Below are 14,186 nucleotides of genomic sequence, written 5' to 3' on the forward strand. Positions count from 1 at the left end.
TATCACAGCTTGACTGCGCGGCGCTTCATGTACGTGTGAAAGGTGAGGGTTTGCGGGATCGCGTGTTTGTGCGCTTCAGTTGCCTGGATTTAGCTTCATTGGATGCGCTGCTCGAAACGCGCGGAGCGTTGCTGCATAAGGAAAAGCGGCATGACGCTTGTTTTGCTCACGCTCCGCGTATGGACGCGCTCTTCGACCAAAGGTGAGCGTTTTCGGGGAGCATGTCTGCAGACAATTAGCGCGATAACCTTAGGCGCCCTTGGGCTTATCGCTTAAGCTCAGGATGAAGCGTAAGGCGCGTTGCCCGTGCAAACACAGAGAGTCGTTGGCGTATGAAGTCGTTGAAACTGCAGGAAATGTCCGGATGGGCTCACGTGTGCACGTCGGAGAACGTGCCGTGCGAAGCGGCGCGCGCCGTTTCGTATGGAGATAGACGACTCGTCGTGTGGCGCGATGGCGAAGGCGGCATCCATGTCTGGGACGATGCTTGCCCGCATCGAGGCAATGAACTGTCGACAGGACGCGTGACAGGCGGGTTGATCACGTGCGCATCGCATGGCTGGCGCTTCGATAGCAACGGTCAGCATGTGCGACCGCTGACGGTTGCATCGTCGTGCCGCGATGACTCTTACGCGAAAACATATGAAGCGCGCGAACACGACGGCACGATTCTCGCGATGCTTTGAGGACCGCGGTATCAGCGAAAGAGCCGTGACGAATCCACATCCGCGAGCTTCGACAACTCTTCGCCACGTTCGTCGCATGCCTGCCGGATCTGGCCGCCGTAGCCAATCCATATCGCGAACGATGCCACCGACACGCTGCCAAGCAGCATGAACGCAACCGGATAGCCGAACAGGTGCGCGAGCCATCCGCCAATAAGCGGACTCAGACACGCGCCCGCCGCCTGAACGCCCTGCACCGCGCCCTGCCCCAGATTCACGCGACCGCTGCCATGCAGAAGATGCACGACGAGCGCCGGCACGGCCACGCTTTGCAAACCGGCGCCAATGCCGTCGAGAATCTGCACGGGAAAAATGCCCCATGGCGGCTCTAACCACGCTGCCGTCACCGCGCGCAACGGCAAGGTCAGAAGCGTGACGAGAATGATCCACCAGAAGCCGAAGCGCCGCGTCAGACGGCTCGCGAAAGCCGCCGCCAACAACATGACGACCTGCGCGATCCCGATATTCGCCGCCGTGATCTGGCTTGCGCCCGCTTTGTGTGTCGATGCAACCGCGAGACTGTAGAGCGGCAGCATCGCCGAATTGCCGAGGTTGAACGCGGCAAGTGCGATGGCCAGCAGGAGCAAGGGCCGATTGCGCACGAGGATGCTCGCGCTGTCGGTTTGTACCGGCGCGTTGTCGTCGTTGTCATCGCGAGCAATACCGCGTGCGTGATGCCTATGCACGGAACGCGCGGGAATCAGGAACGCAGTAAGCATGCAGCCCACGCCGAAAGCCGCGCTCAAGGCAAACACATAGACGATGCCAAGCCACGCGCCAAGCCATCCAGAAAGCAAGGCAGCAGCAATATTGCCCGCATGATTCGCCACCTGATTGCGGCCGAATTGCCGGTCGAAGTTTTGTCTTCCGACGATGCCAAGCGTCAGCCCCGCCAGGGCCGGTCCCATGGCGGCGCCCGCCACTGCCGTGGCGATCTGCGAAAGCGTGACAGGCCAGAAGCCTTGGCCCAGCCAGATGATCACCGCCGCCAGCACCGTCAGCGCGCCGCCCGCGGCCACGATGCCGCGGCGGCGCGTGGTGGCGTCGACGAGCGCGCCCGCGGGCGCCGTCACCAACATGCCGACGATGCCCGCGATGGTCAGCACCGTGCCGATCTTTTCCGACGTCCAGCCATTGGCCAGCAGATAGATGCCAAGGAACGGCCCGACGCCGGCTTGTACATCCGCCGCGAAGAAACTGACGGCGATTAAAGGAAAAGTCGGCTTCACGCGATAAACCGCCGCGATGCAGGCAGTTCGAGGTCAGGCGGATAAGCGCAGGTCACTTGCTGATCTCCCGTAGTTGGCGGTCGAGGAGCAAAGTTCGCGCCAGTGATCGGTCGCCGCGCATCTGCCAAGCACGTCTCGTCGCGCGACGGTACGCCGATTGCTCGAACAATGACGATGCAATCGAACCATCGCGACCAGGTGACGAAATGAAGCGCACTGTCCTGCCGACACTCATCCTCACCCTCGCGATGGTCTCGCTCACAACCGGCTGCAAGCGCGACACGGACACAGCCGCTTCGACCACGCCCACATCCTCCGCGCCCGCAGCGGCAAGCTTCCCTGCGACGGCCGCAAGCGATACGCCGGGCGGCGCCAGTCAGTAAGCCATATGGCTCGAATGCGGCACAACGAATGCTTATCGGATTTTCAAAGTTCATCGACCTCCACGAATCATGAAAGAGCCAGTTTCCGGACGAGCCAAGCTCGTGCTGTTCCCGCATAAGAAGGATCGCAATGCAAAGCCGGGTTTGACCGATGACGACTACGCGATTTACGCGTCGTATCGGCCGCATGTGGGAGGCGGTTATGTCGGCACGCTCAAAGTCGTGCGCTTGACGGATGCCCGCTTGCTCTTTCCCTTCGAGGGCGCGGAAGATATTGGCCCGTTCGATTCGAAGCAGACGGCAAAAGATGCTGCCGTGCTGCGCGGCCGGGAAATCGTCCAGGCCGATTTGCAGGTTCCCGAGCTTTAAACGCAGCATTCTTTATCTCTGCTACGTTACGACATCGCGACGTACGCGTGCGCTTTTTGCTTCGTCATCCGGAGATAATTCCATGTCCACTACTGTCGGCGATTTTCTGATCGACCGTCTGCACGCCTGGGGCGTGCGCCGTATTTATGGCTATCCCGGCGACGGAATCAATGGCGTCTTCGGCGCCATGAATCGCGCGAAAGGCAAGATCGAATTCATTCAGGCGCGGCACGAGGAAATGGCCGCGTTCATGGCATCCGCACATGCGAAGTTCACTGGCGAACTGGGCGTGTGCATCGCGACATCGGGACCGGGCGCAGCGCATCTGATCACCGGCCTTTACGATGCGCGGCTCGATCACATGCCAGTGCTCGCCATCGTCGGCCAGCAGGCGCGCGCCGCGCTTGGCGGCCATTATCAGCAGGAAGTCGATCTGAGCGCGTTGTTCAAGGATGTCGCGGGCGCGTTCGTGCAACAGGCGAGCGTGCCTTCGCAGATACGGCATCTCGTCGATCGCGCGGTGCGCATCGCCATTGCCGAGAAGCGCGTGACCGCCCTCATCCTGCCGAACGATCTGCAGGACCTCGACTATGAAGCGCCCGGCCGCAAACACGGCACCTTGCATTCGGGCGTGGGCTATCGCGCGCCGAAGACCGTGCCGTATCCCGATGACTTGCAGCAAGCCGCCGATGTGCTCAACGCCGGCAAGAAGGTCGCGATACTCGTCGGCGCGGGCGCGTTGCAGGCAACCGATGAAGTCATCGCCATTGCGGAGAGACTCGGCGCGGGCGTGGCCAAGGCGCTGCTGGGCAAGGCTGCATTGCCGGACGATTTGCCTTTCGTGACCGGTTCCATCGGCTTGCTCGGCACCGAGCCGAGCTACAAGCTCATGACCGGATGCGACACGCTGCTCATGATCGGCTCGGGTTTCCCTTATGCCGAATTCCTGCCGAAGGAAGGTGCGGCGCGGGGCGTGCAGATCGACCTGAAGGCGGACATGCTGAGTATCCGCTACCCGATGGAAGTCAACCTCGTCGGCGATAGCGCCGAAACCTTGCGGGCACTTCTGCCCTTGCTTGAAGAGAAGACGGATCGCGCGTGGCGCAAGGACATAGAAGGATGGATGAGCGACTGGTGGAAGACGCTCGAAAAGCGCGCGCTCGAGCCCGCTACAACCGGCGTGAACCCGCAGCGCACCGTGTGGGAATTGTCGCCGCGCGTGCCGTCGAATGCCATTGTCACGAGCGATTCCGGCTCGTGCGCGAACTGGTATGCGCGCGACCTCAAGGTGAAACGCGGCATGATGTGCTCGCTTTCGGGCGGCCTTGCATCGATGGGCGCGGCCGTGCCTTACGCCATCGCGGCGAAGTTTGCGCATCCCGAGCGGCCGGTGATCGCGCTCGTCGGCGATGGCGCCATGCAGATGAACAACATGGCCGAACTCATCACCGTGGCGAAGTACTGGAAGCAATGGTCCGATCCGCGCTGGATCTGTCTCGTGCTCAACAACCAGGACCTGAATCAGGTGACATGGGAGCAGCGCGTGATGGAAGGCGACCCGAAGTTCGAGGCATCGCAGGACATTCCATCGGTGCCGTATCACAAGTTCGCCGAGATGATCGGCCTCAAAGGCCTGTATGTGGACGATGCCGAACGCATGGCCGCCGTGTGGGACGAGGCGTTTGCATCGGACCGGCCTGTCGTGATCGAAGTCAAGGCCGATCCCAATGTGGCGCCGCTGCCGCCGCATATCACGCTGCAGCAAGCGAAGGCGTTCGCGACCACACTCTTGAAGGGCGATCCAAACCAGGGCAACGTGATCGTCGATACGGCGCGGCAAGTCCTGGGCGCTGTGCTGCCGGGGCATCGAGTCAAATAGCTTTCGATGCGACGTGATGCATTGCGGCGGCATAACCGTTGCTGCGTTATTTGCGTAACCGTTGCAACTGTGCGGCCGACCTTCGGCGCACTGATCCTCGATCAGGAGTAAAGAAATGAATAGCGAACCTTCGGACCCGGTGGAACGCGCGGACCAGCGCCGCGAAGCGATTGGCGAAGGCGACGTGAAGGAGAAGGCCGACGGCACGATCGAACAGCGCGAACACGGAAACATGGATGCATCGCTGGTCCCGAAGGGCAAGGACCATCCAGAGCAAGGGCCTTACACGCCGGAGAACGATCATATCGATCCCGATGTCGATCCGGACGCCGGGCCCGATCATCCATCGAGCAAGCGCGATTCGGAAGCGTGAGTCTTATCGAAAAAGGAGAGATGCCATGAAGATCAGCAAGCAGCTCGTTCTATGCGCACTCATGTCGGGGTTGTCCGGCGCGGCGTTCGCTCAAAGCGCGCAAACACAGCCGGGTGCGAGTCATGGTCCGGCCAGCCCCGGACAGGTCAATAGCGATATGACTCGTTCGGGCACCGCCGATATCACTACTGGTAAATCGGCAACGGGTGGGTCCTATAACGGCACGAGTGCCGCGGGGCGTGGCACGAATCAGGGCTCGGGCGGCATGCAGCCGCGCGTAACCGGATCGGGCGGCGGTAGTTCGAATGGCGGAACGAGTCCTTCAACCAACGGCGGCGGTGGACAGGGCTTCTGATAACCGATCGCTTGAGCGCAATGCGGCGGTGTTCGATGGTTCGGACGCCGCCGCTTTTTTTATTACGCGCTTGAGGAAGTTATGCGGTGTGGACCGCATATCGACTGTCATTTAAGCTTTCGAATAACCATCGAATTAACTTTCAACTAGCATTCGTTCCGAGTGCTCGACCGTGCTCCTACGTGCGTTCGATGTGCTTCCAATTAGTTAGGATGCCGACTATTTTCACGATTTTCCCGTTGCTGATCGATGCATCTCTCCCATTGCGGCAAGGCAAAATTTCCGCTGGTGATCGGCTTCACGTGGTAACTGCAACCGTGTCTTTTTTGGCTTATGCAAACGTTTTCTGAGAGGTCGCGCACGCCCTGCTACATGGCCGACCGGCGCTAGGTTGAGTAACGCACAGAACGACATCCTCAGACTGCCATTCTTGCCCCACATCGCGTTAAACGCCTCACCGAAGCGTCGCGATAGCCAAACTACGGGGAAGACATGAGGAACCCAAACAAATATAAATTGAGGACGGCGCTCAAGCTTAGCGTGATCGTTATCGCGGCTGCGGTGTCGAATCTTTCACATGCTCAGACAGCCACGGAGGCTTGCAATAACCTGACATCGGCGGCATGCGCGAATGGTGTCATCGGGGTTGCGCCGGCGGCGGTGTCTGCTGCAACGGACCCGCAAACGCGCGCTCAAGCCGCCGTTTTGCCGGGACGGATGGTTGGACTTCCAGCGGGTAACCGGAGTGGGACATCCGCTGGTGCTGCGGGTACTTCGAGCAGCAATGGCGCGAGCACGGGTAGTGGAACCGCTAGTGCTGGAACGGCGGCTGGTCAGGGATCGACCGGAGGGCAAGGTGCGGGGTCGACTGGTTCGCATGGTGGCTCGAGTTCCGGTAGTACGGGGTCTGGTTCTGGGTCGGGTTCTGGGTCTGGTTCTGGGTCGGGTGGTGTAGGCGCTGGTGGTGGTAGCACGGGCGGTGGCAACACGGGCGGTGGCAACACGGGTGGTGGCAGCACGGGTGGTGGCAGCACGGGCGGTGGAAGCACTGGCGGTGGAAGCACTGGCGGTGGCAACACGGGTGGTGGGAGCACGGGCGGTGGCAACACGGGCGGTGGCAGCACGGGCGGTGGCAGCACGGGCGGTGGCAGCACGGGCGGTGGCAGCACGGGTGGCGGCAGCACGGGTGGTGGTAGCACGGGCGGTGGCAGTACGGGTGGTGGAAGCACGGGCGGTGGCAGCACGGGCGGTGGCAGCACGGGTGGTGGTAGCACGGGCCACGGCGGCGGCAGCTCCGGTCACGGCGACGGCGGTCATGGCGATGGTGGTCACGGCGACGGTGGTCACGGCGACGGTGGTCACGGCGACGGTGGTCACGGCGACGGTGGTCACGGCGACGGCGGCCACGGCGACGGCGGCCACGGTAACGGTGGCGGCAACGGCAGCAGCGGTGGTCATGGTGACGGCGGCCATGGCGACGGCGGTCACGGCGATGGCGGTCACGGCGACGGCGGTCATGGCGACGGTGGTCACGGCGACGGCGGCCACGGTAACGGTGGCGGCAACGGCAGCAGCGGTGGTCACGGTGATGGCGGCCATGGCGACGGCGGTCACGGCGACGGCGGTCACGGCGACGGCGGTCACGGCGACGGCGGTCACGGCGACGGCGGTCACGGCGACGGCGGTCACGGCGACGGTGGTCACGGTAACGGTGGCGGCAACGGCAGCAACGGCAGCAGCGGCGGTCACGGTGATGGCGGTCATGGCGACGGCGGCCACGGTAACGGCGGCGGCAACGGCAGCACCGGCGGTCATGGCAATGGCGGCGGCGATGGTGGTGGCCACGGCGACGGCGGTCATGGCAACGGCGGTGGCAACGGCAGCAGCGCTGGTGGTCACGGCGATGGCGGCGGCCACGGCGACGGCGGTCATGGCAACGGCGGTGGCAACGGCAGCAGCGCTGGTGGTCACGGCGATGGCGGCGGCCACGGCGACGGCGGTCATGGCAACGGCGGTGGCAACGGCAGCAGCGCTGGTGGTCACGGCGATGGTGGTGGCCACGGCGACGGCGGTCATGGCAACGGCGGTGGCAACGGCAGCAGCGCTGGTGGTCACGGCGATGGCGGCGGCCACGGCGACGGCGGTCATGGCAACGGCGGTGGCAACGGCAGCAGCGCTGGTGGTCATGGCGATGGCGGTGGCCACGGCGACGGCGGTCATGGCAACGGCAGCAGCGCTGGTGGTCATGGCGATGGAGGTGGCCACGGCGACGGCGGTCATGGCAACGGCGGCAGCGCCGGTGGTCACGGCGATGGCGGCGGCCACGGCGATGGCGGTCATGGCAATGGCGGCGGCGCAGGTAGCACCGGCGGACACGGCAATGGCAGCAGCGGCGGTCACGGCAATGGCGGCGGCGCGGGCAGCAACGGTGGCCACGGCAACGGCGGCGGTGGTCACGGTGGTGGTGGCGGCGGCGGCGGTGGCGGTGGCGGTGGCGGTGGAGCAGGCGGCCGCTAACCCACCCTTCGCAAACGCGTCGATCGGACCGCAATCCGGTCGACGCGAATCAAAAGCAAAGCCAACACAAAGCGCTAGAAGCACCCGATGCTGCCTTTGCAGCATCAAACAGATTCAAACGTCAATCGACAACCGCGGGCCCGATGCAATGCGCCCGCGGCCGCAACAAACTTCCCTCCTCGATCTGCTCCATCGAATGCGCCATCCATCCCACGCTTCGCGCGATGGAGAACAACGCGAACGCCGCACCCTCCGGTAACTCTCAATGCTCAACGAGCGCAGCCAGCGCGACGTCGATGCGGGCTTCCTACCTGTCAGACGCTCGGCTCAATCGATCAAGGCACGCGCCACATCGGATGCCTCGAAAGCGCATAAAAGATCCGCGCGGGAATCGCCCTGCGGATAAGGCTCGGCGTGACGCGCGGCATGCCAAGCGTGTGCAAGACGCATATGCAACGGACGAGCAGCGAAAGCAAGCTCGACAAAGCTGCTCGCGAGCCGGCCGATGAGTTCGGCGGCGCACTCGAACATGCCTGCGAAATCGGCATATCGGTTTGGGTACGGAAGAAACGCGCCCGGCGATGGCCGAACGTAGTCGATGCGCTGGCCAAGCATTTCGACAATGCCGGGCCGCGCGATGAATCGAAACGACGTGCGGCGCGTATCGCCTGACGCCTGACGCCGGACGCCACAATCAGTGCGAACGCCCCGCCTTTGCAATCATCACGCCGCGTCCATCGCGCGGCTTCATGGCCGCGAAGAAGACGAGCGCCGCGGCCACGACCGACATCGCGGCGAGCCCCGTGAGGCCGCCTTCGATCGATCCCGTCTTCTGCTCGAGAAAGCCGAAGGTCGCGGGCGCCACGAAGCCGCCGAGATTGCCGAGCGAATTGATGAGCGCGATGACCGGCGCCGCGATGCGCGCGTCGAGATAGCCTTGCGGAATCGGCCAGAACAGCGACGACGCGGCCTTGAAACCCATCGCCGCAAAACAGATCGCCACGAACGAAAACACCGCGCTGCCCTGCCCCGCCGCATACATGCCGAGCGCGGCGATGATCAACACCACCGCCACCCACGCCTGCTGAAACTTGAAGCGTGCCGCGAGCATGGCGAAGACGTACATCGCTGCAATGGAGATGATCCACGGAATCGAATTGAAGAGCCCGACCTGGAAGTCGTTGAAGTGCCCCATCTTGCGGATGATGCTCGGCAGCCAGAACGTCGCGCCGTAGATCGTCAGCGACACGGAGAAGTAGATCAGGCAGAAGATGAGAATCTGCGGATCGCGCAACAGGCTCCACGTGGATGGCTTGACGGTATGCGACGCGTCACGTTCCACTTGTTCGCGCTCGATCTCGTCGATGATCGCGTCCTGCTCCGCACGCGTGAGCCACTTCGCATCGCGCGGCTTCGAATCGAGCCAGAACCACACGAAGGCCGCGAGCACCACGGAAGCCGAACCTTCGATCAGGAACATCCACTGCCAGCCATGCAGACCCATGCCGTCTATCAGCATGAGCGCGCCGGAGATCGGCCCGGATAGCACCGAAGCCAACGCGGAGCCGCTCAAGAAAATCGCCATGGCACGGCCACGCTGATTGCTCGGCAGCCAGCGCGTGAAGTAGAACACCACGCCGGGAAAGAAGCCCGCTTCAGCCGCGCCGAGGACCAGGCGCATGATGTAGAACGAAGTCTCGCCGCGCACGAAAGCCATGCCGACCGCCGCCAGTCCCCAAGTAATCATGATGCGCGTGAGCCACGCCTTCGCGCCGAAGCGCTGCAACAGCATGTTCGACGGCACTTCGAACACGGCATAGCTCACGAAGAACAAGCCCGCGCCCAGTCCATAAGCCGCAGCGCCGATCCCAAGATCAGCGCTCAGATGCTGACGCACGAAACCGATGTTCACGCGGTCGATGTAATTGACGATGAACATCACGACGAAGAGCGGCAGGATGTGCCACTTGATCTTGCTGACGGCGCTCGTCAGTGGATTCGTCGGTTCATCCGCGCGATCTGGCGTCGAACTGCTCATGGGCTTGTCTCCTCGTTGATCGTGCGTGCCGCTCAGAAGCGCGGATTCTTGCCGGTGAATTCCGGCTGATATTTGCGCATCTGCTTGAGGTCGTCACGATTGCGCACGCCGCACGAGAGATATTGCTCATGCAGTTCCGCGAGCCTGTCGCGGTCCAGTTCGACACCGAGGCCCGGCGTTGTCGGCACGCGCACCGCGCCGTTATCGAACTTCACCCGGCCGCCCTTGATGACTTCCTCTTCCTGCCACGGATAATGCGTGTCGCATGCGTAAGTGAGATTGGGGATACTCGCGGCGACATGCGTCATCGCCATCAGGCTGATGCCCAGGTGCGAGTTCGAGTGCATCGACATGCCAAGCTCCCACAGGGCGCACATGCGTGCAAGCGTCTGCGTCGCGCGCAGGCCGCCCCAGTAGTGATGATCCGACAGCAGCACCTTCACCGAGCCCATTTCGCAGCCGCGCCGGAAGTCGTCGAAAGTCGTGATGACCATGTTGGTCGCAAGCGGCAACCGCGTGTGCTTGGCGAGTTCCGCCATGCCTGCGAGACCCGGACACGGGTCTTCGTAGTATTCGAGCAATTCGTCGAGTTCGGGCGCGGCCTCGATGCTCGTTTCGAGCGTCCAGTTGGCGTTCGGATCGAGCCGCAGCGGCGTGCCGGGAAAAGCCTCGGACAGCGCGCGCATGCAGGCAATTTCATGCTTCGGCTCGAATACGCCGCCCTTCAGCTTGATACTCTGAAAGCCGTACAGATCGATCATGCGGCGCGCCTGCGCCACGATCTGTTGCGGGCTGATGCCTTCGCCCCAGGCATCCGGCGCATACGGCTTGTCGATATGTTCCGCATACTTGAAGAAGAGATAGGCGCTGTACGGCACCGCGTCGCGCACCTTGCCGCCGAGCAGATCGACGACAGGCGCGCCGACCATTTGCCCTTGCAGATCGAGCATCGCGACTTCCAGCGTGCTGATCACTTTCGACGCGTTCTTGGCCGTGTGCGAGCCGGGTGCGAGTTCGAATTCCACCGCGCCCGGGCTTGGCTTGATGCTCGCACGCACGCGCTCCTCCATGCGGTTCAACTCAAACGGCGAGAGGCCGATGGCCAGTTCCTTCGCTTGTTCCAGCACGCGCAGCATCGGCTCATCGCCATAAGTTTCGGAGATACCGACGCGCCCGTCGCTCGTTTCCAGTTCGACGATGGCGCGCAACGCCCAGGGCTCGTGGATACCGGCCGCGTTCAGGAGCGGGCCGTCGCGAAAGGCGATCGGTGTGATGCGGACTTGCGTGATGGTGACGCTGCGGCTCATGGGAATGTCCGAAAATGGAATCGATGTCCGCATCATAAACACTAATATATTAGTGCGTCAGTGGGGAAAGTACCCATCGTCGCTGCCGCGCCATGCGGCCGGAAATCGCTCTTGCAGGCCTTAAAATCGCGAATATCGCAATCAAACAGTCCACCATGAAACTCATCGACGCCCCGGCTGCGGCAACCCGACAAGGCCTCGACCGGTCGCGCCACGCCGCGCCGCAAGTGTTCGAGCAGTTGCGCGCGCGCATTCTTTCGCTCGAACTCGCGCCGGGCACGGTGCTGTCGCGCGCCGATCTCGCCGCGCGTTATGGCCTCTCCCAAACGCCCGTGCGTGACGCGTTGATGAAGCTGGGCGAGGAAGGTCTCGTCGATATCTTCCCGCAGCACGCCACCGTGGTTAGCCGCATCAGCGTGACTTCGGCGCTGCAAGCGCATTTCCTGCGCCGCTCGATCGAGCTGGAAGTGGTGCGCACGCTGGCGAACGCGCGCAATGCCGAGTTGGTGGAGCGGCTGCGCACGACCATCGAGAAGCAGATGGAGCTGCGCGACCTCAAGAACTACGAGCAGTTCTCGCTACAAGACCAGGCGTTTCACCGGCAGATGTACGAAGCCGCCGGCGTGCCGCAGTTGTGGGATCTGGTGCGCCGGTTGAGCGGCCATATCGACCGGTTGCGGCGGCTGCATTTGCCCGTCGAGGGCAAGACGCTTGCCGTGGTGCGCGATCACACCGAAATCGTCGATGCCATCGCGAATGGCGACGCCGAAGCCGCCGACGCCGCGTTGCGCAAGCATCTGTCCGGCACGCTGCATCAGATCGATCAGATTCGCACGCGTCATCCGACCTTTCTGGCGGACGAATGAGCGCGCTACCAGCACGCGTCGCCGATAGCGGTCAGCTTGTCGCGTCCGGCGACCTTCGCGCGATACAGCGCCTTGTCCGCGCGTTGCAACGCATCCTGAAAGCCTTGCTCGCCTTCGCTCACCTGCGCGACGCCGATGCTCATCGTCCATTCCGGCATGCCTTCCGTGAACGAGCGGCACGCGCGATGAATCTGGTTGGCGCACGCCTGTGCATAAGGCGCGCGCCATTCCGGCAGGATCGCGATGAACTCGTCGCCGCCCAGCCGCCCGAACTCGCCGCCGAGCGAGCCGACTTCCGCGCCCGCCAGCCGTGCCAGTTCCATCAGCACGTTATCGCCCGCGAGATGGCCGTGACGGTCGTTGATCTGCTTGAAGTGATCGAGGTCGATGGCGAGGATGGTTGCGCCCGGTGCGATCAACGGCCGCGCGTGTTGCTCAAAGCCCGCGCGATTCCATACGCTCGTCAGCGGATCGCGCAACGCGGCGTCGCGCAGACGCTGCTGCGCGCGCTCCGCCGGAATCGCGAGCAGGCCAAGATTGAGCACGGCCAGAAACAGTTGATCCGAAAGCATTGGAATGACCGCGAGAAAATTCACGCGCGAGTCGCCCCACGCCAATGCCGCGAGCGTGATCGCGTAACCCGGCAGATAACCGAGCATCGCAAGACCGGCGATGCGCCCGCCCCGGCTCTTCAGGCGGCGCGCGTCCAACACGAGCATGGCGCCCGCGATCAGCGCCGATATCGCGATGCCGATGGTATCGCCCGCGCGCGTCCAGGCGAACACGGCCGGCCGCGCGCCGAACGTCAACGTGGGAAGCACGTGGACCAGCACGGAGCCCGCGATGGGCGCGAGCATCCACCAGCGAAAAGGCGGCTTGCCGTCGAACGCGCGCATCCCCGTGATCAGCAGCATATTGCTCGCCGCCAGCCCGCCCAGCAGCAGGCCATCGAGGAATAAACGGTCTTCCCAGAACTCGAAGCCGACTAGAACCGCCGCATAGAGAAACGCGCTCGCCGACCAGTGCGCGAAGTAGCGTTCCGCGCGCGGTTCGAAGCGCACGAGCGCAAAGACGAGTCCGAACGCGCTGCTCGAAAGCACGCTGCAAAGACGTAGGGTTTCGGTGTCGGGTGTGGGGAACATGACCGGGCGACGCGGCCTGCGCGCGCGAGGGAGAAGGACACCGGTATATCGGCAGCCAAATCGTGAAACTTGAGCCACGGCGCGACGTTTGCGCGCGGCATAACCCTTGCTCGCCTTCAAGACGCCAAATCAACGAAACCAAGGAGGGGCACACGATGAAACTTTATTACGCACCCGGCGCATGCAGTCTCGCGGATCACATTGCCATGCACGAGGCAGGGCTCGATTTCGAACGCGTGAAGGTCGATCTGAAGACCAAGCTGACTGAAGACGGCCGTCCATTCGACGAGATCAACCCGAAAAGCTACGTGCCGGTAGTCGAATTGGACGATGGCCGCCGTCTGACCGAAAACATCGCGATTCTCTCGTGGGTCGCGCGTCAGAAGCCCGCGCTCGCACCATCCGACGATGAAGGCGGCACGCGTCTGCTCGAAACGCTCGCCTTCATCTCGACCGAAATCCACAAGCAGTTCGGCCGCGTGTTCCGCCCAACATCGGATGCGGAAGCGTCGGCGGCGCGCGAGAAGATCGGCCAGCGTTTTACGCTCATCGACAAGATGATGAAGGGCGACTATCTCTTCGGGGAATCCGCAAGCGTCGCGGATGCTTACCTTTTCACGATGCTGACATGGGCCAACAAGATGAGCATCGAAGTGCCGGCAAAGCTCAAAGCGTTCTACGAGCGCATGCGCGAGCGGCCCGCTGTCAAGCTCGCGCTCGAACACGAAGGCATTTCGCTTTGAACCTGACCATCTAACCAAATACGAAATCAGGTAAGAAGCATCGTTGAAATGATCGGTTTGCGATGACCGCAAGCAAGGCGAAGATGGGCGACTCCGCTTTCGAAACACTTCGTCCATGCTCCTTTCCGCCATCGCCACCAACACACCGGGGCGGCGCGCATGAACGCGTTGCCCCGGCGCCTGCCCGCCTCGTTCCCTGACGTTTTCCGCGAATCTTCGGCCGGTCGCCTCGACAACCGGCTGTGTGGGCGCGCGCGCCG

15 protein-coding genes are annotated in these 14,186 nt (G+C 63.0%); 9 read left to right on the forward strand and 6 right to left on the reverse strand.

Features of this window, described 5'->3' with window-relative positions:
* Positions 1 to 332 precede the first annotated feature (332 nt).
* A complete protein-coding gene (locus LDZ28_RS20695) occupies positions 333 to 686 on the forward strand; it encodes a Rieske 2Fe-2S domain-containing protein (RefSeq protein ID WP_244828956.1) in 354 nt (117 codons plus the stop codon).
* Positions 687 to 697: 11 nt separating this feature from the next.
* Here the strand turns inward: LDZ28_RS20695 and LDZ28_RS20700 are convergent, their stop codons facing one another.
* On the reverse strand, positions 698 to 1,954 hold the full coding sequence (locus LDZ28_RS20700) for an MFS transporter (protein ID WP_244828957.1): 1,257 nt from the start codon (positions 1,952 to 1,954) through the stop codon (positions 698 to 700).
* Between the two features lie 206 nt (positions 1,955 to 2,160).
* Here LDZ28_RS20700 and LDZ28_RS20705 point away from each other — a divergent pair, with 206 nt between their 5' ends.
* From LDZ28_RS20705 to LDZ28_RS32695, 6 genes are all read left to right on the forward strand, one after another.
* Positions 2,161 to 2,337 carry a hypothetical protein gene (locus tag LDZ28_RS20705; RefSeq protein ID WP_244828958.1) on the forward strand — a complete coding sequence of 59 codons (177 nt, stop codon included), beginning with the start codon at positions 2,161 to 2,163 and terminating at the stop codon, positions 2,335 to 2,337.
* 69 nt (positions 2,338 to 2,406) lie between these two features.
* The gene (locus LDZ28_RS20710; protein WP_244828959.1) at positions 2,407 to 2,706 is read left to right on the forward strand and encodes a DUF6723 family protein; all 300 of its coding nucleotides are present in this window, start codon (positions 2,407 to 2,409) and stop codon (positions 2,704 to 2,706) included.
* An 82-nt stretch (positions 2,707 to 2,788) separates the two neighbouring features.
* Complete coding sequence (locus tag LDZ28_RS20715) at positions 2,789 to 4,585, forward strand: thiamine pyrophosphate-requiring protein (protein ID WP_244828960.1); 1,797 nt, start codon at positions 2,789 to 2,791, stop codon at positions 4,583 to 4,585.
* 115 nt (positions 4,586 to 4,700) lie between these two features.
* Positions 4,701 to 4,958, forward strand: coding sequence for a hypothetical protein (locus LDZ28_RS20720; protein ID WP_244828961.1), 258 nt, complete (start codon positions 4,701 to 4,703; stop codon positions 4,956 to 4,958).
* 25 nt (positions 4,959 to 4,983) lie between these two features.
* Entirely contained in the window at positions 4,984 to 5,313 is a 330-nt protein-coding gene (locus tag LDZ28_RS20725) for a hypothetical protein (RefSeq protein WP_244828962.1), read from the forward strand.
* A gap of 717 nt (positions 5,314 to 6,030) precedes the next feature.
* Positions 6,031 to 7,830, forward strand: coding sequence for a hypothetical protein (locus LDZ28_RS32695; RefSeq protein ID WP_370652174.1), 1,800 nt, complete (start codon positions 6,031 to 6,033; stop codon positions 7,828 to 7,830).
* Between the two features lie 121 nt (positions 7,831 to 7,951).
* On the opposite strand, the gene LDZ28_RS32880 is transcribed toward LDZ28_RS32695, so the two are convergent.
* From LDZ28_RS32880 to LDZ28_RS20755, 4 genes are all read right to left on the reverse strand, one after another.
* Entirely contained in the window at positions 7,952 to 8,044 is a 93-nt protein-coding gene (locus tag LDZ28_RS32880; protein WP_350030150.1) for a hypothetical protein, read from the reverse strand.
* A 113-nt stretch (positions 8,045 to 8,157) separates the two neighbouring features.
* The gene (locus tag LDZ28_RS20745) at positions 8,158 to 8,361 is read right to left on the reverse strand and encodes a hypothetical protein (protein WP_244828965.1); all 204 of its coding nucleotides are present in this window, start codon (positions 8,359 to 8,361) and stop codon (positions 8,158 to 8,160) included.
* Between the two features lie 163 nt (positions 8,362 to 8,524).
* The gene (locus tag LDZ28_RS20750) at positions 8,525 to 9,868 is read right to left on the reverse strand and encodes an MFS transporter (protein ID WP_244828966.1); all 1,344 of its coding nucleotides are present in this window, start codon (positions 9,866 to 9,868) and stop codon (positions 8,525 to 8,527) included.
* A gap of 32 nt (positions 9,869 to 9,900) precedes the next feature.
* Entirely contained in the window at positions 9,901 to 11,175 is a 1,275-nt protein-coding gene (locus LDZ28_RS20755; protein ID WP_244828967.1) for a glucarate dehydratase family protein, read from the reverse strand.
* Positions 11,176 to 11,330: 155 nt separating this feature from the next.
* Between LDZ28_RS20755 and LDZ28_RS20760 the strand changes: the two genes are divergently transcribed.
* Positions 11,331 to 12,041: a GntR family transcriptional regulator gene (locus LDZ28_RS20760; RefSeq protein WP_244828968.1), complete on the forward strand. Its 711-nt coding sequence runs from the start codon at positions 11,331 to 11,333 to the stop codon at positions 12,039 to 12,041.
* A gap of 5 nt (positions 12,042 to 12,046) precedes the next feature.
* Here LDZ28_RS20760 and LDZ28_RS20765 read toward each other — a convergent pair whose 3' ends face one another.
* A complete protein-coding gene (locus LDZ28_RS20765) occupies positions 12,047 to 13,183 on the reverse strand; it encodes a GGDEF domain-containing protein (RefSeq protein WP_244828969.1) in 1,137 nt (378 codons plus the stop codon).
* 155 nt (positions 13,184 to 13,338) lie between these two features.
* Between LDZ28_RS20765 and LDZ28_RS20770 the strand changes: the two genes are divergently transcribed.
* Positions 13,339 to 13,926, forward strand: coding sequence for a glutathione binding-like protein (locus LDZ28_RS20770; protein WP_244828970.1), 588 nt, complete (start codon positions 13,339 to 13,341; stop codon positions 13,924 to 13,926).
* Positions 13,927 to 14,186: the final 260 nt, after the last annotated feature.

The sequence above is a fragment of the Caballeronia sp. TF1N1 genome, assembly GCF_022878925.1.
Taxonomy (GTDB): Bacteria; Pseudomonadota; Gammaproteobacteria; order Burkholderiales; family Burkholderiaceae; genus Caballeronia.

Bases quoted from the DNA above. Each gene is read 5' to 3' on its own strand.
- LDZ28_RS20695 (WP_244828956.1), top strand. From the start codon at position 333: ATGAAGTCGTTGAAACTGCAGGAAATGTCCGGATGGGCTCACGTGTGC.
- LDZ28_RS20705 (WP_244828958.1), top strand. From the start codon at position 2,161: ATGAAGCGCACTGTCCTGCCGACACTCATCCTCACCCTCGCGATGGTC.
- LDZ28_RS20710 (WP_244828959.1), top strand. From the start codon at position 2,407: ATGAAAGAGCCAGTTTCCGGACGAGCCAAGCTCGTGCTGTTCCCGCAT.
- LDZ28_RS20715 (WP_244828960.1), top strand. From the start codon at position 2,789: ATGTCCACTACTGTCGGCGATTTTCTGATCGACCGTCTGCACGCCTGG.
- LDZ28_RS20720 (WP_244828961.1), top strand. From the start codon at position 4,701: ATGAATAGCGAACCTTCGGACCCGGTGGAACGCGCGGACCAGCGCCGC.
- LDZ28_RS20725 (WP_244828962.1), top strand. From the start codon at position 4,984: ATGAAGATCAGCAAGCAGCTCGTTCTATGCGCACTCATGTCGGGGTTG.
- LDZ28_RS32695 (WP_370652174.1), top strand. From the start codon at position 6,031: ATGGTTGGACTTCCAGCGGGTAACCGGAGTGGGACATCCGCTGGTGCT.
- LDZ28_RS20745 (WP_244828965.1), bottom strand. From the start codon at position 8,361: ATGTTCGAGTGCGCCGCCGAACTCATCGGCCGGCTCGCGAGCAGCTTT.
- LDZ28_RS20750 (WP_244828966.1), bottom strand. From the start codon at position 9,868: ATGAGCAGTTCGACGCCAGATCGCGCGGATGAACCGACGAATCCACTG.
- LDZ28_RS20755 (WP_244828967.1), bottom strand. From the start codon at position 11,175: ATGAGCCGCAGCGTCACCATCACGCAAGTCCGCATCACACCGATCGCC.
- LDZ28_RS20760 (WP_244828968.1), top strand. From the start codon at position 11,331: ATGAAACTCATCGACGCCCCGGCTGCGGCAACCCGACAAGGCCTCGAC.
- LDZ28_RS20765 (WP_244828969.1), bottom strand. From the start codon at position 13,183: ATGTTCCCCACACCCGACACCGAAACCCTACGTCTTTGCAGCGTGCTT.
- LDZ28_RS20770 (WP_244828970.1), top strand. From the start codon at position 13,339: ATGAAACTTTATTACGCACCCGGCGCATGCAGTCTCGCGGATCACATT.